This is a genomic window from Arthrobacter sp. 05N425, from assembly GCF_056397125.1.
This window is the reverse complement of the sequence record NZ_JBFTMU010000002.1, coordinates 1-23054: the sequence shown is the minus strand read 5'-3', so window position 1 is coordinate 23054 and position 23054 is coordinate 1. Positions and strand designations below refer to the sequence as shown.

16 protein-coding genes and 1 rRNA gene are annotated in these 23054 nt (G+C 67.3%); 9 read left to right on the top strand and 8 right to left on the bottom strand.

Annotated features, from left to right (window positions below; all coding sequences use genetic code 11):
* The first annotated feature begins 206 nt into the window (after positions 1–206).
* Positions 207–563 carry a hypothetical protein gene (locus tag AC1DGE_RS03315; RefSeq protein ID WP_441416560.1) on the top strand — a complete coding sequence of 119 codons (357 nt, stop codon included), beginning with the start codon at positions 207–209 and terminating at the stop codon, positions 561–563.
* 158 nt (positions 564–721) lie between these two features.
* On the opposite strand, the gene AC1DGE_RS03310 is transcribed toward AC1DGE_RS03315, so the two are convergent.
* Positions 722–4282, bottom strand: a complete 3561-nt coding sequence (locus AC1DGE_RS03310) for a bifunctional proline dehydrogenase/L-glutamate gamma-semialdehyde dehydrogenase (RefSeq protein ID WP_476916904.1) — start codon at positions 4280–4282, stop codon at positions 722–724.
* Positions 4283–4531: 249 nt separating this feature from the next.
* Positions 4532–5995, bottom strand: a complete 1464-nt coding sequence (locus AC1DGE_RS03305; protein WP_441417821.1) for an amino acid permease — start codon at positions 5993–5995, stop codon at positions 4532–4534.
* A gap of 142 nt (positions 5996–6137) precedes the next feature.
* On the opposite strand from AC1DGE_RS03305, the gene AC1DGE_RS03300 reads away from it, so the two are divergent.
* The 3 genes from AC1DGE_RS03300 (at position 6138) to AC1DGE_RS03290 (ending at position 8632) form a co-directional block, all read left to right on the top strand.
* Positions 6138–7046, top strand: coding sequence for a LysR substrate-binding domain-containing protein (locus AC1DGE_RS03300; protein WP_441416558.1), 909 nt, complete (start codon positions 6138–6140; stop codon positions 7044–7046).
* Between the two features lie 70 nt (positions 7047–7116).
* The gene (gene panD / locus AC1DGE_RS03295) at positions 7117–7545 is read left to right on the top strand and encodes an aspartate 1-decarboxylase (protein ID WP_476916903.1); all 429 of its coding nucleotides are present in this window, start codon (positions 7117–7119) and stop codon (positions 7543–7545) included.
* Between the two features lie 160 nt (positions 7546–7705).
* Positions 7706–8632 carry an AEC family transporter gene (locus tag AC1DGE_RS03290; protein WP_476916902.1) on the top strand — a complete coding sequence of 309 codons (927 nt, stop codon included), beginning with the start codon at positions 7706–7708 and terminating at the stop codon, positions 8630–8632.
* 56 nt (positions 8633–8688) lie between these two features.
* On the opposite strand, the gene AC1DGE_RS03285 is transcribed toward AC1DGE_RS03290, so the two are convergent.
* Complete coding sequence (locus AC1DGE_RS03285) at positions 8689–10845, bottom strand: discoidin domain-containing protein (protein ID WP_476916901.1); 2157 nt, start codon at positions 10843–10845, stop codon at positions 8689–8691.
* Between the two features lie 374 nt (positions 10846–11219).
* Here AC1DGE_RS03285 and AC1DGE_RS03280 point away from each other — a divergent pair, with 374 nt between their 5' ends.
* Entirely contained in the window at positions 11220–12248 is a 1029-nt protein-coding gene (locus AC1DGE_RS03280; RefSeq protein ID WP_476916900.1) for a GmrSD restriction endonuclease domain-containing protein, read from the top strand.
* A 72-nt stretch (positions 12249–12320) separates the two neighbouring features.
* On the opposite strand, the gene AC1DGE_RS03275 is transcribed toward AC1DGE_RS03280, so the two are convergent.
* Positions 12321–13310, bottom strand: coding sequence for an LLM class flavin-dependent oxidoreductase (locus AC1DGE_RS03275; protein WP_476916899.1), 990 nt, complete (start codon positions 13308–13310; stop codon positions 12321–12323).
* 179 nt (positions 13311–13489) lie between these two features.
* On the opposite strand from AC1DGE_RS03275, the gene AC1DGE_RS03270 reads away from it, so the two are divergent.
* The 4 genes from AC1DGE_RS03270 to AC1DGE_RS03255 all read left to right on the top strand — a co-directional run bounded on the left by AC1DGE_RS03270 (position 13490) and on the right by AC1DGE_RS03255 (position 18010).
* On the top strand, positions 13490–14359 hold the full coding sequence (locus tag AC1DGE_RS03270; RefSeq protein WP_476916898.1) for an aldo/keto reductase: 870 nt from the start codon (positions 13490–13492) through the stop codon (positions 14357–14359).
* Between the two features lie 60 nt (positions 14360–14419).
* Positions 14420–15121, top strand: coding sequence for a type 1 glutamine amidotransferase domain-containing protein (locus tag AC1DGE_RS03265; RefSeq protein WP_441416551.1), 702 nt, complete (start codon positions 14420–14422; stop codon positions 15119–15121).
* 75 nt (positions 15122–15196) lie between these two features.
* Positions 15197–16897: a helicase HerA-like domain-containing protein gene (locus AC1DGE_RS03260; protein ID WP_476916897.1), complete on the top strand. Its 1701-nt coding sequence runs from the start codon at positions 15197–15199 to the stop codon at positions 16895–16897.
* A gap of 120 nt (positions 16898–17017) precedes the next feature.
* Positions 17018–18010, top strand: a complete 993-nt coding sequence (locus AC1DGE_RS03255; RefSeq protein ID WP_441416549.1) for a hypothetical protein — start codon at positions 17018–17020, stop codon at positions 18008–18010.
* A 123-nt stretch (positions 18011–18133) separates the two neighbouring features.
* Here the strand turns inward: AC1DGE_RS03255 and AC1DGE_RS03250 are convergent, their stop codons facing one another.
* From AC1DGE_RS03250 to rrf, 4 genes are all read right to left on the bottom strand, one after another.
* Entirely contained in the window at positions 18134–20098 is a 1965-nt protein-coding gene (locus tag AC1DGE_RS03250; protein ID WP_476916896.1) for an NHL domain-containing thioredoxin family protein, read from the bottom strand.
* A complete protein-coding gene (locus AC1DGE_RS03245) occupies positions 20098–22251 on the bottom strand; it encodes a bifunctional copper resistance protein CopD/cytochrome c oxidase assembly protein (RefSeq protein ID WP_476916895.1) in 2154 nt (717 codons plus the stop codon). The genes AC1DGE_RS03250 and AC1DGE_RS03245 overlap by 1 nt, the downstream gene beginning before the upstream one ends.
* Positions 22252–22360: 109 nt before the next feature.
* Positions 22361–22648 (bottom strand): HU family DNA-binding protein, encoded by a 288-nt coding sequence (locus AC1DGE_RS03240; RefSeq protein WP_011776355.1) that lies wholly within the window; start codon positions 22646–22648, stop codon positions 22361–22363.
* A gap of 318 nt (positions 22649–22966) precedes the next feature.
* Positions 22967–23054: ribosomal RNA gene (rrf, locus tag AC1DGE_RS03235) — 5S ribosomal RNA — on the bottom strand; the annotation flags it as partial.

Sequence of the window (23054 nt, the reverse complement as noted above, 5' to 3'; positions counted from 1 at the left end):
GGTACCTACTCAGCCGGGACCCGGTACCTACTCCCAAATTACTCGGCCGGACGGGTCGGTACGCACCCATTGAACACAGGTGGTACTTGCCCTATCCTGACCTTGTTGAAGGTCAAGCAGAGGCCCGCCACTACTATTCGAAAAACGAACGCTCTCCCCTGTCGCTCCGAGCGGCAACGGCGGAAAGCGCTCGGGATAGGCCAGCAATGACGCCAGCCATAAACCACCCCCACCCCACAGTGCGGTCCAGCCGCCCGCTGAATGCCGCCCGGCCCCTGGCGGCAACGGCACGCCTCGAGAGCGTGCCGCACCCCGGCCTCGGCCGGCTCGACCCGCACGCCCCCCTCGCCCGGAGCGACGACGACTTCGTCGGGATCCCCTATTGCGAGCGGTGCGGGACCGACGAGTTTGTGTACCTCGAGACGTTCGTTCCCGCCAAGCACCGCCGGGATGGCTCCGTCAGCAGACTGGGCGAGGTCACCTACTTCTGCTCGGGATGCGAGGACTTCTCAGCGCACGCCGTCCCGGCGTCCTGGGTGCCGCCAGGCTGGTACCTAGGCTGAGAACTGCACCCGGGCTGCTGGAACCGCACGCCCCCTTAAACGGCCATCGCCGCCGCTCCCGCACCCTGGTGCGGTTGCGGCGGCGATGCTGTCTGCCGGGAAACTCTACCTGCCCCGGCGGCGCCACAGCCCGGGAGAACTAGGCCGGGCCCGGAGAGTCAGACCAGCCCGTCCGAGAGGTGGTTGGCGGTGCCGAAGCGGTGCGCCGTGATGCTGACGGCCTGCTCGTGCAGGAACGGCAGCAGCTCCACCCGCCCGGCCTCCGTCACCGGGTGGGAGTAGACGGCCAGGTCGGGACGGCCGCCGGTGGCCTCTGCCAGCGCCTTCGCGTCCCCGCCGATCAGGCGGATCCGCGTCACGGACGGCTTAGCGGCCCCGGCGAGCCGGGCCACGGAGGTCAGCCAGTCGGCGTCGTTCTCCACCGTGATCGCGATGCCCAGGCCGGAGAATACGGCGCGCAACTGGGACGGCAGCTCGACGGCGCTGGTCACCGCGAGCTTTGATCCCGCCTGGACGCCGGCGGCAACGGTCCGGACGAGTTCGCCAAGCGGTTTCCCTTCGGAGAGGCGCACCGTGACCGGCAGCGGGCGGTAGCGGAACACGTTGCGTTCGGCGCTCAACCCGGAGACGTCCTTGGCGGTGCCGAACTCCCCGGCCCAGGCCACGGCATCGGAGGCCAGCGAGCGCTGCAGCGGGGCCAGTTCCTCGGCGGTCAGGAAACCCTTGGCCGCGTCCTCGATCCGGCGGACGCCGGAGTGCAGCGGAGCGGGGGCCACCGCCCCGGTCTCGGCTGCGGTGCTGGGCTTGCTGACCCATTCGCCGAGTCCGGCGAGGTAGTTGGGGCCGCCGGCCTTGGTGCCGGCACCCACTGCGGACTTCTTCCAGCCGCCGAACGGCTGGCGCTGCACGATCGCGCCGGTGATGCCGCGGTTGACGTAGAGGTTTCCGGCCTTGACGGTGTCCAGCCAGAGTGCCAGTTCGTCCGAGTTGAGCGAGTGCAGGCCGGAGGTCAGGCCGTACTCGATCTGGTTCTGGATCGCGATGGCCTCCTCCAGGGTCTCGGCGGTCATGACGCCGAGCACCGGGCCGAAGAACTCGGTGAGGTGGAAGTAGGACCCGCGCCGGACACCGTGGCGCACACCCGGGCTCCAGAGCTTGCCGGAGTCGTCCAGCTGCTTCGGCTCCACGGCCCAGGCTTCACCCTCGCCGAGGGTGGTCAGCGCATTGAGGAGCTTGCCGCTGGCGGGTTCGATAATCGGGCCCATCTGGCTGGCCGGGTCTTCCGGGTAGCCGACCTTGAGCGAGGTCACGGCGTCGATCAGCTGGTTGTGGAAGCGCTTGGACTTCGCGACGGACCCCACGAGGATCACCAGGGACGCCGCGGAGCACTTCTGGCCGGCGTGGCCGAAGGCGGAGTAGGCAACGTCCTTCGCCGCCAGGTCCAGGTCGGCGCTCGGGGTGACGATGATGGCGTTCTTGCCGCTGGTTTCGGCCAGCAGCGGCAGGTCCTTGCGGAAGGAGCGGAACAGTTCGGCTGTCTCGTAACCGCCGGTCAGGATGACGCGGTCCACGGCGGGGTGGGAGATCAGCTGCCGCCCGAGCTCACGCTCGCCCAGTTGCACCATGGTGAGCACGTCGCGCGGTACGCCGGCCTCCCACAGGGCCTCGATCATCACGGCGCCGCTGCGGCGGGCCTGCTTTGCCGGCTTGATGACGACGGCGGACCCGGCGGCGAGTGCCGCGAGGGTGGAACCGGCCGGGATGGCCACCGGGAAGTTCCACGGCGGCGTCACCACCGTCAGCTTCGCCGGCACGAAGGTAGCGCCGTCGACGTCGTCGAGCTTGCGGGCCGACTCGGCGTAGTAGTGCGCGAAGTCCACGGCTTCGCTGACCTCGGGGTCGCCCTGGTCGATCGTCTTGCCGGTTTCGCTGGCCATCACCTCGAGGAGATCGGCGCGGCGGGCTTCGAGCACGTCACCGGCGCGGTGCAGGATCTCGGCCCGCTCGGCGCCGGAGAGGGCACCCCAGGCCTTGCCCTTCTCAAGGGCGGTATCGATGACGGCGTTGAGCGTTGCCTCGTCGTTGATCGTGGCTGCTTCGACGGCGGCATTGCCCAGGGTCGACGTCGCCACGCGGCCCAGGATGGCACGGCCCCAGTCGCGGTTCGCGGGCAGCGACGGATCGGTATCCGGGGTGTTCTCGAACGAGTCGTGCGGCATCGGCGCGGCCGGAAGGGCGCGGTTCTGCCGGCGGTTGGGGGCCGGGACCTCGTCGTCGAGCTTGGCGAGGGAGGCGAGGAAGCGCTGCTTCTCACGCTCGAAGAGGGATTCGTTTTCGCTGAGCTCGAAGACCGCGGACATGAAGTTGTCCTGGCTGGCGCCCTCTTCGAGGCGGCGGATCAGGTAGGCGATCGCGACGTCGAACTCGGCCGGGTGGACCACCGGCGTGTAGAGCAGGAGCGAGCCGACGTCCTGCTTGACCGCTTCGGCCTGGCCCTGGGCCATGCCGAGCAGCATCTCGAACTCGATACCCTGCTGTGCGGTATCCGCGATGCCGCGCTGCTTGGCCAGCAGCCAGGCGAAGGCGATATCGAAGAGGTTGTGGCCGGCGACGCCGATCCGGATGTTGCGGATCCGGTCCGGGTGCAGCGCATAGTTGATGACGCGCTTGTAGTTGGTGTCCGAGTCCTGCTTGGTGCTCCAGGTGGCGAGCGGCCAGTCGTGCAGCGAGGCTTCGACCTGTTCCATCGGCAGGTTGGCGCCCTTGACCACGCGGACCTTGATGGCGGCACCGCCGTCGGCGCGCCGGGCGGCAGCCCAGTCCTGGAGGCGGATCATGGCGGCGAGGGCGTCCGGCAGGTACGCCTGGAGCACGATGCCGGCCTCGAGGTTCTTGAACTCGGGCTTGTCCAGGATCCGGGTGAAGACCGCGATGGTCATGTCCAGGTCCTTGTATTCCTCCATGTCCAGGTTGATGAACTTGGCTTTCTGCCCGTCGGTGGCAAAGGATGCGGCGCGGGTGAAGAGCGGGGTGAGCTTTTCGACCACGTGCTCCACGGCCTCGTCGAAGGCCCAGGCGGAGTGCGGGGCCACGGTGGAGGAAACCTTGATCGAGACGTAGTCCACATCGGGCCGGGCAAGCAGGGTGTGCGTGCCTTCGAGCCGGCGGGAGGCCTCGTGTTCGCCAAGCACGGCCTCGCCGAGGAGGTTGACGTTCAGCTTGATGCCGTCCTTGCGGATCTTCGCGATGGCCGGGCCCAGCTTGGCGTCGGTGGCGTCGACGATGAGGTGGCCGACCATTTCGCGGAGCACCCGGCGTGCGATCGGGATGACCACCCGGGGCAGTGCCGGGGCCATCGTTCCGCCGAGGCGGACGGCGCTGCGCATGTACCACGGCAGGAACGCCGGGACTTTGGGGGCGAGGGCGGCGAGGTTGCGGGCGGCGACCTGCAGATCCTCGGGGCGCACTACGCCGTCGACGAATCCGACGGTGAAGTCCAGGCCGTTCGGGTCCTTCAACACACCGGCGAGCTGCGCGGCGGAGGCGTCGACGGGGACCTTGGCTGCCGCCGTGAGCCAGCGGCGGACCAGCGAGATGGCCTCCTCGGCGAGGGCTGCAGCCTCAAGCACGGGCGAGCCTTCCGAAACGGCGGCGTGCGTGGCTCCCTTGCCCGCGTGCGCGCCGGCGTTCAGGCCGGATTCCGTTGAGGTGTTGGTCATGGTGGCACTCGTTCTTTCTCAATATGTGGACCGTTCTTGAATCAGTATGCGACCGGATTTTCATAAGATAAAGCGATGTTTTCCGAGCAATACTGGTTAGGAAAATCGCACGTTCCAGCGCCCCTCCCCCACCTCGGGCACACCAACGGCGAACCCTCCCCACGAGGTGAGGGAGGGTTCGCCGGAATTGGGCCGGATCTGACGGAGCACCCGGATAAGGGCCGCAGAACGTGAGGGAGCGTAAGCGGTTTAGCCGACGTGGCGGTGCATCTCCACGGCTTCTTCATGCCGCGGGCTGTCCGGGTTCATCAGCGAGTGCTTCCGGCCGTAGCCGAAGTAGATGGCCAGCCCGACGACCAGCCAGACGCCGAACCGGACCCAGGTCTCCCAGTGCAGCTGAAGCATCAGGAACGCGGACGCGAGCATGCCGAAGAGCGGAACCACCGGCATGAAGGGCAGCCGGAAGGTGCGCGGGGCGTCCGGACGCTTGTAGCGGAAGATGATCACCGAGAGGCAGACGACGACGAACGCGGCCAGGATGCCGATGTTCGTCAGGTCGGCCACGGCCTTGATCGGGAAGACGCCGGCCAGCACGGCCGAGGCCACGCCCGCGATCCAGGTGACGCGTTGCGGGGTGCCGTGCCGGTCGGTCTTGGCGAACCAACCCGGCAGCAGCCCGTCGCGGCTCATCGAGAACCAGACGCGGGTGACGCCGAGCAGGAAGGTCAGCATGACGGTCAGGATGGACAGCACGGCGAAGACGGAGATGATCGTGGCGATCACCGGCAGGCCGACGCCGTTGAAGGCGGACGCGAAGCCGGCCTTGGGATCGATGTCCTTGTAGTTCTGCATGCCGGTGAGGACCAGGGTCGCCGCGACGTAGAGGAGCATGGCCACGATCAGGGACAGGATGATCGCCTTCGGCATGTGCTTCTTGCCGTCCGTGGCCTCCTCCGCAGCCGTACTCATCGCGTCGTAGCCGAACACGGCAAAGAACACGGTGGCGGAGCCGGCCAGCACCGGGCCGAAGCCGCTGGGCATGAACGGGTTGTAGTTGTTGGTGTTGATGTAGAAAATGCCCAGGCCGATGATGAACAGGATCAGGACGACCTTGATGGCGACGGCCACGAGCTCGAAGCGCCCGAAGGTCTTGGTGCCGCGGGAGAGGATCCAGGTCACGAGCAGGCAGACGGCAATCGCGGGGAGGTTGACGATGCCGCCCTTGCCCTCGTCGAACGTGGAGGTCATCCAGGTCGGCATGTGGATGCCGATGCCGGAGAGAAACGCGTCGAAGTAGCCGGAGATACCAATGGCCACCACCGCCACGATGGCAATGTATTCCAGCAGCAGGTCCCAGCCGATGAACCAGCCGATCACCTCGCCCAGGGCCACGTAACCGTAGGTGTAGGCCGAACCGGCGCGGGGGATCATGCCCGCGAATTCAGCGTAGGACAGGGCGGCGGCCGCGGAGGCCAGGCCGGCGATCAGGAAAGAGAACAGCACGGCGGGGCCGACGCCGGGTTCGCTCTCGCTGCCGTGGGCGACGAGGCCCGCGAGCGAGAAGATGCCGACGCCGATAATGCCGCCGACGCCAATGGCCGTCAGCTGCCAGAGGCCAAGGCTTTTGAACAGGCCGCTGTGCTTGTTCTCTTCTTCGATGTCGTCGATGGGCTTGCGCCGCATGATTGATTTGGTTAAATCTCTGGTGCTCATCAGGGTCTCCTGCTCGGAAGTGGCGCCCATCAATCCACCCTGTGATGGGGGTAACTCAGTGACAACAGTATGCAAGCCCGATTGCATTAGATAAAGTGAATTCTCCTAATCAATAACCATTAGAATTCACAAAGGAATAGCGATGCTCGACGTCCGGCGGCTGCGCCTCTTGCGCGAACTCAAGATCCGGGGCACCCTCGCCGAAGTCGCCGAAGCGTTGCAGTACAGCCCGTCCTCGGTCTCGCAGCAGCTGGCGTTGCTGGAAAAGGAAGCCGGCGTCGAGCTCCTGCGGAAGACGGGCCGCCGGGTGCAACTCACCCCGCAGGCCGAAGTGCTGGTCGCCCATACCGCCCAGCTGCTGGAAACCCTGGAGCAGGCGGAAGCCGATCTCGCAGCCTCGCTGACCACCGTGACCGGAACGGTGCGGATCGCCGTCTTCCAATCCGCGGCCCTGGCCCTGATGCCCGATGCCCTGACCCGGATGTCCGCAAGCTATCCGGAGGTCCGGATCGAGATGATCCAGCGCGAACCCGAAACGGCCCTGCATGAAACCTGGGCGCGGGACTTCGACCTGGTCATCGCCGAGCAGTATCCGGGCCACGCGGCACCCCGCTACGCCGAACTGGACCGGATCCGCCTGACCGGTGATGCGATCCGGCTGGCGGTGCCGCCCGCTTCCCCGGAGCGTCCCGCCGTCACGTGCCTGGCCGACACCGCGGGGATGTCCTGGGTGATGGAACCCCGCGGTGCGGCGTCCCGGCACTGGGCCGAGCAGGCCTGCCGGAGCGCGGGGTTCGAGCCGGACGTGCGCTTTGAAACCGCCGACCTGCAGGCCCAGATCCGACTCATCGAGTCGGGCAATGCTGTGGCGCTGATGCCGGATCTGGTCTGGACCGGGCGAGGCACGACGGCGCAACTGATCGACCTCCCGGGGGACCCGCACCGCACCGTCTTCACCTCCGTCCGCCGCTCCAGCGCTACGCGCCCGGCCATCCTGGCGGCGCGCGAGGTCCTCGCCGAGACGGCCGCTTCCATCGCCCCCGCGGCCTGACACGGGCCTCCTCGGCGGTGTTTCCTGGCTCACAGCGCGCCGCGTGCGCCGGCGTTAGACTGGTGACGTTATGAATCGCACAATGTTCAAGTCCAAAATCCACCGCGCCACGGTCACCCACGCGGACCTTCACTATGTCGGCTCGGTCACCGTGGACCTGGACCTGCTGGAGGCCGCCGACATCCTGCCAGGCGAACTCGTGGCGATCGTTGATGTCACCAACGGTGCCCGGCTTGAGACGTACACGATCGCCGGCGAGCGCGGCTCCGGTGTCATTGGCATCAATGGCGCGGCCGCTCACCTGATGCACGAAAATGACATCGTCATCCTGATCACCTATGCCCAGATGACCACAGAAGAGGCCAAGGCCTACACCCCCAGGGTGGTCCATGTGGACAAGGACAACAAGGTGGTCCAGATCGGCAGCGACCCCGCGGAGGGCCACACCGCCGGCCTGATGCGCCCGCCGCACGCACTGAACAACGCCGCGCTGAACTAACGCGCCAGCCGCAGACCCCGCCGAAAGTTCCCGGGACGCTCCCGCGCGGACAGGTTCATGTCGCCCCGTTGCCAGCCCTGAAGGGTTGGCGGGAAAAATCTGATTATTGTGGGACGGTGCCTGACACCCTTGACCCGACCACGCAGTCACGGACTGCCGCATGCTAGGCGTCCTAGCCGGCTTCTTCGTCGTCTGGTTCATCATCCTGGTCGGCATGTTCGTCGGCCGGCGCAACATTCTGGGCGATAACGCCCGCTCCGTCCTGAGCGCGCTGACGTTCTTCGTGGCGAGCCCGGCCCTGCTGTTCGAGACGCTCAGCAAAGCCAGGCTGAACGACGTCTTCGCCGCTCCGCTGCTGGTGACGGCGGTGGGGGCGGTCACGACGGCGGCCGTCTACTTCGGCGTCGTGCGCCTTCTGCTGAAGCGCTCCTTGCCCGAAGCCCTGGTCTCCTCCATGAGCGCGTCCCTGGCCAACTCCGCCAACCTTGGCATTCCGATCGCCGTATATGTCCTGGGTGACGCCAGCTATGTGGCGCCCTTGTTGATCTTCCAGCTGGCCTTCTTTACGCCTCTGTTCCTCATGCTCCTGGATGCCACCACTAGCGCCCACCGGACAACGCCGCTGAGTTTTGCCCTGATGATCCTGCGGAATCCCATGATCGTTGGCTCCGGGCTCGGGCTGCTGGTGGCCGGGACGGGCTGGGAGATTCCGCAACTCATCTTGCAGCCCATCCACCTGATCGGAGGCGCCGCGATCCCGGCCATGTTGTTGTCCTTCGGTATGAGCCTGAACGGCTCCCGGCCGCTGCAGGCCTCGGCGGAACGCCGGACCGACACCCTGCTGGCCAGCGGTTTCAAGCTCATCGTCCACCCGCTGCTGGCTTTCCTCTTCGCCCGGTTCGCCCTTGGCCTGCAGGACCAGGCACTCTTCGCCGTGGTGGTGACCTCCGCGTTGCCGACGGCGCAGAACGTCTTTGTGGTGGCCAACCGGTACAGAACCGGGCTCACCGTCGCCAAAGACACCGTGCTGATCACCACCGTGGTGGCCGTCCCCGCGATGATCGGGGTGGCCCTGCTCCTCGCCTGAGAAGCACCCGGCGCGGGCGGACGACGGCGCCCAGCACCTGCGTGATGCGCCGCTCCTTAGCCCGGGGCAGTAGCCACTGAGATGCTGTAGGGCGGCAGCGTTATGGTGGCGTGCCTGTCCGTGCCTACGCTGGTGCTCACCGGCGGGTCATTCGGATCCGGATACCCTCCGTTGCCCCTGCCGTGTGACGGGTTCCACTTGTACTGCTCGGCCGAGTACTGGTCGAGCTCCAGGCCGCCCTTAACAACCTGGGAATTGCCGTCTTTTTCCTGCATCAGCCGGACGGTGATGGCCCGTTTGGGATCCTTGTTGAACAGGAGCACGCTGAGCTTGCCGTCGGGGCGTCGCACCGTATAGGCAGTGACCAGCTCCTGGCCCTTCGCGTTGCGCACGTCACTGGTGGTCTGGAACATGGTGTGGCTGCCGGTGCCGGCCTCCAGCCAACTGTGGTTCACCAGCCTGGCAGCTTGGTAGGCGGCCACGGGCCGGATTTCCCACTCATCGTAGAACTGGAACAGCATCAGGTTGCCCCGCGTATCGCATTTCTCGCCGACTTCGTCCTGGAACACCCAGTTCGGCTCAATGCCGTAGAAGTAGCTGCTCTCCCCGCCCATCGCCAGGAACATGGCGGACGTTTCCGCGTTGACTATGGCGCCGGGCAGCTCCAGTTCGACCTGTCCGACAAACGAGGAATAGCCGTACTCGGTGATGACCTTGGGAACTTCGGCGGGCAGGCCGGCATCCTCCTCGCGTTTGAGCAGCCGCCTCAGCAACTCCGGGTTCTGCGGCAGAGTCCCGGCGGGGTCGGCACACACATTATCGAAGGGGTACCACTCGAAGGAAAAGAAGTCGAAGTCCGACATTGCGTCGCGGTGCCGCAGGTAGGAAACAAAGCGACCGGTCCAGGACCGGACCCCCCTGTCGTCCGGCCAGTGCACCCAGTCGGGCAGTGTGGTCTGGTAGCCCGGGCCGCCGAACTCCAGGGACGGGTTCACAGCCCGCATGGCCGCGGCCATCTGGACGTACAGCGCCCCGTAGTGCTCCGGCTGGGCGAGCTGACCGTCCGGTTCCTCACCGATCTCAATCCGTTTGATCGGATAGCCGCGCTTACCGAGGTAGCGGGCCAGGGCCRCGGCGTCGTCGGGCGTTCCGTACAGGGCCGGAACCGGGACCATCATGGGCTCGTCCTTGGTAATCCCGCTGGCAAAAAGCCGCTCGAAGCTGGCGTGCTCATAATCCTTGTCGATGTCGTCCTTGCTGTGCCACGGGTCCGTCGAGGAGGTCCACATGACCGTTTGCCGTTGGGACGTCCGGTGCCGAACGTGGTCGAGGAACGCACCGCCTTGCTGCTGCCCGATATAGATTTCTCGCACGGCCACCCCCAGCCGGTCGCGGATGTCGCGGGACCCAGCAGGGGCGGTGTTCGAGTCCGCAGTGAACAGGATGCGCACGTATTGGGCGTTTATCGGCGTGGAAGCGATCCGTACCGTCTGGGTCCCCCCGGTTCCCTGCTGCACGGCCTGCGGGAAGTCACGCCAGGTGCCCTTGTCAACGGGGAAGCGCGCGTCGCGGCCGGTCCAGTACTGCACCTTGAACCGGGTGGCGTACGGGGTACCCCAATCGAAGCGGACGGTGTCCATCGGCAGGGCCTGCGGGAACTCAACCATGATCCACTGCGGATTGAGGCTGTCAGGTTCTCCGGTGAAGTGGGCGTCCAGGTAGGGGTTGCTCTTCCAGAAGGTGTCAACGTCGCCGTCGTTCAAGCGGGAGTGGCCGCTGTTCTTTCCTTGATCGATGGTGTTGCCGCGCCGGGGAAGGCGGTAGCCGTACGAGACCCCATAATCTTCCGCGGGCTCGGACGAGGACGTCCAGTACCCCTGCTCCTTGTCCGGCTGGCTCCACGTCCCGTGCGGGTTCCAGTGCCACGCCTTGACGCCCAGTTCGGTGCGCAGCCGGTAACTCACCGGGCCGAATCCGGCTGACTTCATGGCTTGGACATTCGGTGGCGACCACACCCGGTCGATCTCGTTTTCTTCGAGGCCGTCGACGCCGACCCCCATGGCGCGGTGGCCATCGAACTTGTTCACCGGATTGTCCATCTCGATGCTAATGATGCCGTCGGCGTGCGGAAGCGGCTCTGGCCCCGGGCCCCGCATCGCGACGGTCGAACCAAGCCAGAGACCCACCGCAGCGAGGGCCGCCACGGAGATCATGGTTGCACGCCGAGATGGTCGAAGAGTCGGCTTCTTACGCTCGGGGTCAGGCGCCATGGCATCCTCGGGTCCGGTGTTGTCCGTTCAAGGCTCGGGGGAACTTGTTGGGGCAGCCCCGGCCTCATGCCGCGCGCCACCCGCCCCCAAAGGGCATCGCTGTACTGGTTGTCGACGATCAAATCCCAGTGTGCACGGACGTGCCGGAAATAGCTACGGACTTCTTGCCCTTCCCCGCTGCAGGATCGAGCGGTCCCTCGCCCGCCGGGACCCCGGCGTGGCACCGGCCCGACGTCGGGGACTCCGCCGGTAGGCTGTGAAAGGCCGGACACCGGCCCGCCGACGGGCAAGCAGTGGGGCAAGCAGCGGGGCAAGTAATGGGGGAAGAATTGCGCAGGATTAATGCACGCGGAGCTGGTAACGGGCGAGTTCCATCCGACACCGGCCGCCGCAGGGGCGCCGTCGACTGGATCGCCTGCGGCGTCGCCGGGCTGCTGCTGGTCTCGTCCACCGCCTGCGCCGGACCCGCGGCTGCCCCCGGTAAGTCCGCCGTCGAAAGTGCATCACCCGGTGTGGCGCCCCCCGGATCCGCCACGTCCCGTTCCGCCCCGACGCCGGTGGCAGCGCCCACGGCCGCTTTGACCGGGGCGTCGGCCCCGCATAAGCAGCCGGCCTACGCCAGCAAGGCGCTTGAGGTGCTGGCCACGCTGCCGGTCAAGGGGAGGGCGCCCAAGACCGGGTACTCCCGTGGCCAGTTCGGACAGGCCTGGGCCGACGTCGACCGGAACGGCTGCGACACCCGCAACGACACGCTGCGCCGCGACCTCACAGCGGAGGCGCTCAAGCCCGGAACCCGGGGCTGCGTGGTGCTTTCCGGGATTCTGAAGGACCCCTACACCGCGAGGCTCATCAACTTCCGCCGCGGAGCCGACACCAGCAGCGCGGTCCAGATCGACCACGTCGTGGCCCTCAGTGACGCCTGGCAAAAAGGCGCACAGCGGCTGAGCCCCGCCCAACGGCTCGCCTTCGCCAACGATCCGCTCAACCTCCTGGCCGTGGACGGCCCGGCGAACATGCAGAAGAGCGACGGCGACGCCGCCACATGGTTGCCGCCGAACAAGTCCTACCGCTGCGCTTACGTGGCGCGCCAGATCTCGGTCAAGGCCAGCTACGCATTGTGGGTCACCCGGGCCGAGCACGACGCGATGGCGCGGATCCTGGCGGACTGCCCGGGCGCCCTGGCCCCCGCCCCGCCTGCGCCCGCCCCGCCTGCGCCCGTTCCGGCAGCGGTGTACTACGCAAACTGCACTGCCGTCAGGGCCGCGGGCGCCGCACCCATCCGGCTGGGGCAGCCCGGTTACAGCAGCAAATTGGACCGCGACGGCGACGGCGTCGGCTGCGAGTAGCCCACGCCTGAAAGGCTGATCGAGGCGCCCTTCAGGGCACCGGCGGGCGCGTCTGGCGGGCGCTATCCCGGCTCAGACCCGGGCGAGCCCGGCGACCTCCGCGAGGAGCTCCACGGAACGCAGCCTGTCCTCCACTCCGGCGCTCTGGTGCGCGACGATCAATTCGTCGGCGTCGGCGTGCGCCGTGAACTCGTCCAGGTATTCCAGCACTGCGCCCGGGGTGCCCACGGCGGAGTACTTCATCATCTGCGCCATGTGCTGGCCCTGCGGGGAGTCCAGGATCATATCCGCCTCGTCGTCGCTGAAAACGCGGCCGTTGCCGAAGAAGAGCGAGACCCGGGCCCGTTTGGTGGCCTGGAACATTGCCTGCGCGTCGGCGGCGGAGTCCGCGGCGATCACGTTGACGCCGRCGATCACGTGCGGGGCCTCCAGCTGCGCGGACGGCCGGAATTCACGGCGGTAGAGCGCTACGGCGTCCTGCAGGGCGTTGGGGGCGAAGTGCGAGGCGAAGGCGTAGGGCAGGCCCAGCTGCGCCGCCAGCTTCGCCCCGAACAGCGAGGAGCCGAGAATGTAGAGCGGCACGTTGGTGCCCTTGCCGGGGGTGGCCTCCACACCGGGGATGCGGGTAGGACCGGTCAGGTAGCCCTGCAGTTCCAGGACATCCTGCGGGAAGCTGTCAGCGCTCATCGGGTCGCGGCGCAGGGCGCGCATGGTGTTCTGGTCACTGCCGGGGGCCCGGCCCAGGCCGAGGTCGATCCGGCCCGGGTGCAGGGTCTCGAGCGTGCCGAACTGCTCGGCGATGGTCAGCGGCGCGTGGTTGGGCAGCATTACACCGCCGGATCCGAGCCGGATGGTCTTGGTATGCGCGGCGATGTGGGCGATCAGGACGCTCGTCGCGGAGGAGGCGATGGACGACATGTTGTGGTGCTCGGCGTACCAGATCCGGCGGTAGCCCAGTTCCTCGGCGCGCTGCGCCATGGCCACGCTGCCGGCGAAGCTTTCCGCCGCCGTCTGGCCCTTGCCGATGATTGCCAGGTCAAGGATGGAAAGCGGAACAGTCACGGAAAAGCCGGCCTTTCGTAGCGGAGCAGGGTGTCTGGAAAATCTGGCGACAAGCCGGATTCCGGCAGGCGCATACTGGTGCCAACGACGGCGGGGCCGGGCTTATTTCTGCGCGGCCGGAATCACCGGCAGGAGTGCGCGGAAGGAATACTCAGCACCCTTAGTGGGTTGCCGCCCTTATGAGCCACGACAACCCACAGCATCCGGAATCATCCGCAACGATCGAGTTGAAGGACCTGGGCACGGTGCACCGCCTGGGCTTCGGCGCGATGCGCATCGTCGGCGACGGTGTCTGGGGCGAACCCGCTGACCGGGGCACGGCCATCGCCGTCGTCCGCCGGGCCGTCGAGCTCGGCGTCGACTTCATCGACACGGCCGACTCCTACGGGCCCAATATCAGCGAGGAGATCCTTGCGGAGGCCCTGCATCCCTACAAGCACGGCCTCAAAATCGCGACCAAGGTCGGATTCACGCGCACCGGTCCGAACGAATGGGTGCCGCTGGGCCGGGCCGAGTACCTGCGCCAGCAGACCGAGCTGAGCCTGCGCAAGCTCAAGGTGGACGCGCTGGATCTGCTGCACCTGCACCGGATTGATCCCAAAGTCGATCCGGAAGAGCAGTTCAGTGTCCTCCGCGACCTGCAGAAAGAAGGCAAGGTCAAGGCCCTGGGCCTGTCCCAGGTCAGCGTGGCCGAGCTGGAGCAGGCCAGCCAGTACTTCACCGTCTCCACCGTGCAGAACCGCTACAACCTGACGGATCGCAGCTCGGAGGATGTCCTCGACTACGCGGAGGAGCACGGCATCGGCTTCATCCCGTGGGCCCCGATCTCGGCCGGCGAACTCTCCCGTCCGGGCGGCCCCTTGGATGAGGCCGCCACGCGGCTGGGCGCCACCACCTCCCAGGTGGCCCTCGCCTGGCTGCTTCGCCGCTCACCCGTCATGATGCCGATCCCGGGCACCGGCTCGGTCAAGCACCTCGAAGAGAACCTGGCCGCCGCCGGCGTCGTCCTCGATGACGCGACGTTCGCCGAACTCGAAGCCGCACGCTAAGAACCCACCCCCATCCCCACCTTTGACCGGCTCCTTGGCCGGCAGAACAGGAGCAAGAACATGGCTAACATCCTGATGGTCGTATCCGCAGCAGATTCCCTCACCATGCGCGACGGCAGCAAGCACCCCACCGGTTACTGGGCCGAGGAACTCGTGGTCTCCCACCAGACCCTGCTGGGCGCCGGACACACCGTCCGCATCGCCACTCCGGCCGGCGCCAAGCCCACCGTGGACGAGGTCAGCCTGGCCGCAGAATCCGCCGGCGGCCAGGACCGCGCCGACGGCTTCCGCAAGTACCTGGCCGAGATCGACGCCGAGCTCTCCGCCCCGCTGGTGCTGGCCGACGTCGACCTTTCCGGGTACGACGCGATCGTGATGCCTGGCGGCCACGGCCCCATGGCCGACCTGTTTGAGGATGCGGACCTCGGCCGGCTGCTGATCGAGGCGAACAAGGCCGGCAAGGTCATCGCGCCCTTCTGCCACGGTCCCGCCGGCCTGCTGAGCGCCGTCGACGACGCCGGGAACTTCGCCTTCGCGGGGCGCCGTCTCACCGTGTTCACCAATGAAGAGGAACTGGGTGGCGGCACCGGGGAGAACACGCCGTGGTTCGTCGAGGACGAGCTGAAGGAAAAGGGCTCAGTCGTGGAAAACGGGGCCGCCTGGAGTTCACACGTGGTCCGCGACGGCAACCTCATCTCCGGACAGAACCCGCAGTCCAGCGAGGACGTGGCGAAGGAAGTCCTCAAGGCCCTCGCCGAATAACGACGGCGGCGAAGCAGAAAAATAAACATCGGCCGTGGCCGGGTCCGGTCTTCCGGACCCGGCTAAGCTAACGGCATGGCCATCAAATCCACTGCAGATAAAGTCGCCACCATCCAGAAGGGGTACACCCTGGAGGGGCCCACGATTGAGCTGGGGGCCGCGATCGTCGACGGCGAGCTCCACAAGGAAGCCCCTGTCCGGTTGCCGCTGGCCATGATGAACCGCCATGGCCTGGTGGCGGGTGCGACCGGGACCGGCAAAACCGTCACCCTGCACATGATGGCTGAGCAGCTCTCCACCGCCGGTGTCCCGGTGTTCCTCGCGGACATCAAGGGCGACCTCTCCGGCCTCGCCACGGCCGCCGCCGGTTCAGAGAAACTCAAGGCGCGCACCGACAGCATCGGGCAGGCCTGGTCCGGCAAGACTTTCCCGGTGGAATTCCTGGCCCTCGGCGGCGACGGCGCCGGCATACCGGTCCGGTCCACCATCACTTCCTTCGGCCCCATCCTGCTGTCCCGCGTGATGGAGCTCAACGAAACCCAGGAGTCCAGCCTGCAGTTGGTCTTCCACTTCGCGGACAAGAACAACCTCGAACTGATCGACCTGAAAGACCTGCGCGCGGTCATCCAGTTCCTGACCTCGGACGAGGGCAAGGACGAACTGGAGAACCTCGGCGGCCTCTCGAAGTCCACCGCCGGCGTCATCCTGCGCGAACTCATCACGCTTGAGGCGCAGGGGATGGAGAAGTTCTTCGGCGAGCCGGAGTTCGACACCGCTGAACTGCTGCGGACCGCCCCCGACGGCCGCGGCGTCGTGACCTGCCTCGAGCTGCCGACCCTGCAGACGAAGCCCATGCTGTTCTCCACCTTTCTGATGTGGCTGCTGGCGGACCTGTTCGAGGACCTGCCCGAGGCGGGCGACCTGGACAAACCGAAACTCGTGTTCTTCCTGGACGAGGCGCACCTGCTGTTCAACGGCGCCTCCAAGGCTTTCCTCGACGCGATCACCACGACGGTCCGGCTGATCCGGTCCAAGGGCGTGGGCATCTTCTTCGTGACCCAGACACCGAAGGATGTCCCCGCGGACGTCCTGGGCCAGCTGGCGAACCGGGTGCAACATGCCCTGCGCGCCTTCACCCCCGAGGACGCCAAGGCACTCAAGGCAACGGTTTCCACGTTCCCGATCAGTGACTACGACCTTGAGGAGACGCTGACCTCGGCCGGAATCGGCGAGGCCGTGATCACGGTCATGAATGAGAAGGGCGCGCCCACCCCGGTGGCCCTGACCCGGCTGCGGGCGCCGGAGTCCGTGATGGGACCGAGCGATGATGCGCTAATAGCCAGCACTGTGGCCGGGTCCGCCCTGCTCGCCAAATACGGCACCGCCGTGGACAACGTCTCCGCCTATGAGAAGCTCGCGAGCCAGTCGGCAGCGTCCACCGGCCCCGCCGCCGGGTCCGACGCCGGTTCGGGTTCCGGCACCGGCCTGGACCCCAACGCCGTCGATGCCGACGCCCGGCGGATCGAGGAAGAAATCCTCGGCCGACCCAGCAGCCGCTCCACACAGTCGCCGCCGCCCGATCGGGGACGCACCCCGCAGCGTCGCGCCCCGCAGCCGCAGGAATCCAGCGGCGGAATGGCCGGCGACCTCGCCGGCGCGCTGGGCGGCGCCCTCGGCGGTGGGCTCAAGAGCATGGCACGATCGCTGGGCACGCAAATCGGCCGGGAGCTGCTCCGGGGCGTCTTCGGCACCTCATCCCGGCGGCGCAGGCGCTAGACGGTCCTCGGCAACCGGGCCGCCGCGGCCGGGACCGCCCGGCGGGCATGGCGCACGTCACAACGGGCGCCCGTGACACCTGCGTTCAGCGGGCGTGCAGGTAACGTAAGGTACGTGCAGATGAGTCAGGCGTTGGTCAGGATTGCAGCCGTGTGGCTGTTGGGCCTGATGCTCGCCATAGCCGGCGCGGTCGTCGCGATCAATCTGGTGAACAATTCCATTGCCAGCCCCCAGCAGCCGGTCCGCGAGTATCTGGACGCGCTGCAGAAGGGCGAAGGCGAGAAGGCGCTCGGCCTTCTTCACGCCTCCGTGCCGCAAAGCAACCCGGCGATGCTGGACGGAGAGGCGCTGAAGACCGCCGCCGCGAGGATATCCGACGTGAAGATCGGCAACGCGCAGGACCAGGGCGGCAACCAGGTCATGGTTCCGATCGATTACACCATCGACGGCAGCCAGCTGCGCACCGAGTTCCTGCTGCAACGGTCCGGCACCCAGTGGCTCTTCTTCCATGACTGGTCCTTCGTCCCGGCCGCGCTGCCGGTGATCGACGTCACCGTCGTGAATTCGAACCAGGCCCTGCTCAACGGGGTCCCGGTCAACATGCCCAACGGTCGCAACTCCTTTGCCGTGTTCTACCCCGGCGAGTACGAGGCGGCCCTGAACGGCCAGTTCTTCGCCGCCCCCGCGACCCGGACAACCGTGACCAGTCGGGATATGCCCTCGGCGCCGTTGAACCTGCTCACCCAGGCCACGGACGGGCTCAAGGACGCCGTCACCGCGAAGGTCAAGGAGTTCCTGGACAGCTGCGCGGAGCAGGCGGACAAGCAGCAGCGGCTTCAGCCGGACTGCCCGTTCTACCACGCCACCAACAACCGGGTCGTGGACGGCACGATCGACTGGAGCATCGCCGACTATCCGGCCGTCAGCATCGAGCCCTTCGGCGGCCGCTGGGTCGTCGCGCCGCTGGACGGCAAGGCACGGATCAAGGCACGTCAGGTGGACCTGTTCACCGGCGCGGTTACGGAGCTCAACGCAGTCCACGATTTCAGCTTCACCACGCGCCTGGACATCGACGGCGACACGGTCAAGCTCACCCCGCAGCTAAGCAACTAAGCCTGCTGTGCGCCGGCCGCGGCCGCCGGCTCCCCCGGACACGCAAAAGGCTGCCGTCCGTGACACTCAAGCCACGGACGGCAGCCTCACAGCGCCAAGTACCTCAGGACTCCAGCCGGGCGCTTAGTCCATGCCGCGCAGGTCCAGGACCAGCTCGGTGTCCCCGTCGGCCTGCAGCAGCACCGGGATGCCCCAGTCCTGCTGGTACAGGTGGCACGCCGCGTGATCCGGGATCTCCCCGTCCTCGGTCTCCGGACCGTCGCAGGCCGCAGCCCGTGCGGTAATGTGCAGCACGCCCTCGGGGACGTCGGAGGCGAGCTCCAGGGCGCGGAGCAGGCCCACGGAGGTCCCGCCGCCGGCCACCAGCAGCTCCGGCGGGGTGGAGGAAATCTTCAGCTGCGTCGGGTCACCCCAACGGTCATCCAGCTTCTGCCCGGTCGGGGCCGTGAACCGCACGGTCAAGGACAGCAGACCTGGGGCCACCGGGCTCTTGGGCCGGTGGGTCTGCGCCGCCCCTTCGTCCACCTGCTGCGCTTCCTTGGGGATGGGCACATAGACCAGCTGGTGCTTGTTCGCCTCGACCACCACCAGCAGCGGTTCGGTGCCGGCCGCCTGGTTGTGGTCCACGATGACGTCGGAGGGCTCGGACAGCCCCCGCGCGAGCGTTGACACCGTGCCGGTAGCGGGGTCGTAGCGCCGGACGGCACCGTTGTAGGTGTCCGCGATCGCCACCGAACCATCGGGCAGGACCGTCACACCCAGCGGGTGCTGGAGCCGGGCCTCGGCCGCCGGTCCGTCGCGGAAGCCGAAATCGAACAATCCCTTGCCGACGGCGGACTCGACCGTGATGGCGCCGTCGTCGGCGATCACGAGTTTGCGCAGTGCCGAGGTCTCCGAGTCGGCGACCCAGATGTTGCCGTCGGCGTCTTCGGCGAGGCCGGAGGACTGGGCGAACCAGGCCTCCGCGGCCGGGCCGTCGAGCAGACCTTCGAGGCCGTTGCCGGCGATGATGGACACAGCACCGGTAACCGGGTCGAAGCTGAAGATCTGGTGCACGCCGGCCATCGCCACCACGACGGCGTTGAGCTTGCTGGACCAGACGACGTCCCAGGGCGAGCTCAGCGAGACCTGCAGCGGATCCGCTTCAAGCCGGGCACCGTAGGCGGCGCCCTCTTCGTCCACGCGCGCCGGGCCGGTCTCGAGCAGCCGCTGTACCCCGTTGCCGGCAAGGGTGGTGGCGCTGCCGTCCGCGAGGAAAAGCCCGCGGAGCCGGTGGTTGACCGTGTCGGCAATCACGACGTCGTAGCCGGCCTTCGCGGCCACGTCCTCCGGAAGCAGGACCAGGCCCTGCGGTTCGTTGAAGCGGGCCTCGGCGGCACCGCCGTCGGCGTGGCCCTTCTCGCCCGAACCATAGGTGCCCAGCACCGTCTCAAAGTCGGTGGACAGCTCCACCAGGCGGTGGTGGCCGGTGTCGGTCACCAGCCAGGAGCCGGCGTCGGCCGCTGCGGCCGAGTCGCCGCGGCCGGCCGGAAGGTAAAGGGCCTTGCCCGGGAACCGCAGCGTGCCCGACGTCGGCTCCGGGGCCACGTACGGGCCGTCGCCGCGGTGCAGGGTGCCCTTCGCTTCGTGCTCGGCGATCAGTTCGGGGATGAGCACGGCCAGGCCGTCCGCATGGCCCTCACCGGAAAGGTGCGCCACGATGTAGCCCTCGGGGTCGATGACCACCAGGGTGGGCCACGCACGGGCGGTGTACGCCTTCCACGTGTCCAGCTCCGGGTCGTCCAGGACCGGGTGGCGGATCTCGTAGCGCTCCACGGCGGCCGCCAGGGCCACCGGATCTGCTTCGTGCTCGAACTTGGGCGAGTGCACGCCGACGGTCACGAGGACGTCCGAGTACTGCTGCTCGAGCGGCCGGAGCTCGTCCAGGACATGGAGGCAGTTGATGCAGCAGAAGGTCCAGAAGTCGAGCAGCACGATCTTGCCACGCAGGGATTCGAGGTCCAGGGATTTGCCGCCGGTGTTCAACCAGCCTCGGCCTACGAGTTCGGAGGCCCGGACCCGGAGGTGGGTGCGTACGGTTTCGCTCATCAGCGTCCTTCCAGCTTTGAATTGCGTTCTGCCAGCTTCGCGTCGCGTTCGGCGAGCTGGGCAAACATATCGTTGTAAGCGGTGAGATCGGCGTCGTTATTCCTGTCCGCGGCACGGTCGGTCCGTTTGGACTCCCGTGCGTCGGAGCGGGACCACATGACGGCGACGCCGATCGCCACCAGCAGGGTGGGCACTTCGCCGATCCCCCAGGCCACCGCGCCGCCCATCTGCTGGTCCAGCAGGGCCGAGGGGCCCCAGCTGCGGCCCAGGTTGCCGAAGTAGTCGGCGGCCAGCAGCCCGGTGCCGCCCATGATGGCGACGCCGAAGAAGGCGTGGAAGCCCATGGTGGCCAGCAGGAGGAGCAGCCGCATCGGGTACGCCGCCCGGCGGGGCAACGGGTCTGTGCCGATCATGGTCAGCACGAAGATGTAACCGGTCAGGGCGAAGTGCAGGTTCATCAGTTCGTGGCCCACGTGGTCGCGCATGGCGTAGCCGAAGGCATCCGAGTAGTAGAACAGCACAATCGACCCGGCAAAGTTCGCCGCGGCGAAGAGCGGGTGAGTGACGAGCTGCGAGAACTTCGAGTGCACGAAGATCAACAGCCATTCCCTCGGCCCGCGGGAGCTGTCCCGCCGCGCGGCCAGTGCCCGCAGCGCCAGCGTGACGGGGGCACCGAGGACCAGGAAGATGGGGGCCACCATGGTCAGCGCCATGTGGTCGACCATGTGCGCCGAGAACAGGACCCGGCCGTAGACCGAGGGCGGGCCGGAGGTCACGTAGGTGAGGACCACCAGGCCGATGACCCAGTTGACGGTCCGGAACCAGGACCAGGCGTCGCCGCGCTGGCGGACTTTGCGGATGCCCAGGAAGTAGGACACCAGGCCAAAGACGGCGACGGCGACCCAAAGCCAGTCGAGCCGCCACTCCGTGAGCCAGCGTTGCGGGGTCAGCTCGGGAGGCAGTTCGTAGCCGGAGAGGATGAAGGCCGGCGACGCGTCCGCGGCGAAGGTGCTGGGCTGCGGCGGGGCCGAGCGGCCGAGCGCGACGGCGATTCCCGACGTCGCACCCATGATCAGCAGCTCCACGAGCACCAGCTGCCAGAGCACACGGCGGGCGGTCAGGCCGGCCCCCTTGACGCCCAACTGAGGGATGACCCATTGGCGGTGCATGAATCCCACGCCGCCCAGGACGAGCGCGGCCACCGTCTTGGCCAGGATCAGCTGTCCGTACGCCGACCCGAACAGGTCTGCCCAGCTGGAGATCCTGATGCTGGCGTTGACCACGCCGGAGGCGAAGACCAGTGCGAAGGCGAAGCCGGCCAGGGCCGAGAAGCGGCGGAGGGTCGGTTCCGTGATGTCGGCCCGGCCCGGGGCTCCGGCGGCCGTAGCGGCACCAAGAACGCCGGAGAGGAGGGCCAGCACAATGATGCCTCCCACCCAGGCCGAGACTCCCAAGAGGTGAAGGCCCAGGGAGTTGATCGCGCCTTCGTGGTCGCTTGAGCTGGACGAGTGGCCGATCAGCGCCGCCGGCACCAGCCCTATGACGGCAAGGATCAGCGTGAACGCCAGTGCACCCCTCGAACGGACGCCGAACAGCGCAGTGGTGGTCACAGCAGCGATGATGACGACGGCCAGCCAGGCCCTGCCGGTTTCGATGTCGGTCATGAAGTAGACGAGGGACTTCGTGAATTCCGGGTCCCCTGAGATCGCCTGGCCCGCGATGTCCGAGTAGCTCAGGACAAGCACTGCAACCGCTGAGAGGGTCCAGGCGATGCCGGCGACGGCGGCGACGGCCAGGGCGCGTGTGAAGGCGGGATGCTCGGGGGCGGCTTTGTCCTTGGACTGGCGGCCGGAGAGATCCTTGGGCAGGATGCCGACGGCGAAGATGAGGCCGCCGATTACCGTGGCGAGGGAGACGTTGTGGATGGCCTTGCTGATGGGCAGCCCCCAGCGGACCAGCGCGCCGGGATCCGAAACTTCGCGGGCTCCGGCCGCCCCGGAGAAGAGCAGTGCCGCCACCAGGCCCAGGAACAGCGCGGCCAGGCCGGCGAGCCGCCAGGGCCCGGAGATTCCCGGCGCTCCGGCACCTCGGCCACGCGCTCCGCCCGTCGGGGTGGTCGCTGGTGAAGTCTGGGGTTTCGCTGCGGAAGGCACAACTCCATTGTCCGCTACCCCTGCCCGCGCGCCGAATCCTCTCGCCGCGGTTAACGCAAAGGAGCGGCAACCCGAGGGGTTGCCGCTCCTTTCAAGCGTTTGAAGAAGACTACTTCTTCTTGGCGACTGCAGCCTTCAGCTTGGAACCGGCGGTCAGCTTGACGCTGTGGCCGGCGGCGATCTGGATGGTCTCGCCGGTCTGCGGGTTGCGGCCGGTGCGGGCTGCACGGTCGGTGCGCTCGACGGCGAGCCAGCCCGGGATGGTGATCTTTTCGCCCGCGGCGACAGAGGTCTCGAAAACCTCGAACAGTGCATCGAGCACGGAGTTGACGGCTGCCTGGCTGGTGCCGGCCTTGCCAGCTACCTCTGCAACAAGTTCACTACGGTTCTTAGCCATTTATGTCCTCCTGGACGGTTCTAATTTCTGAAGCCTGCACGCGGCATGCGTGCAAGCCACTCTTCGAAAACTTACCAGCTTGCCGCCGCCGAGGTGGCAAATTCCGCGTGTTTTCGCCCTTTTTTGGGAAAATTTCCGGATTTCGATGGCCCTGGAGTACCTTTTCAGCCGTCAGCGGACGCTACCCGGGCCGGTGTCGGCCGACGACGCAGCGGCGGCGGTGCACGACCGCGGTGGGCGGGTGCCGTGGTGGGTGGTTTTGGGGTTAAAGGGGGAGAGCCTCCAACCTGGTGGTTGGAGGCTCTCGACCTAATGTATGTCCGGCGGTGACCTACTCTCCCACACCCTCCCGGGTGCAGTACCATCGGCGCTGTGGGTCTTAGCTTCCGGGTTCGGGATGGGACCG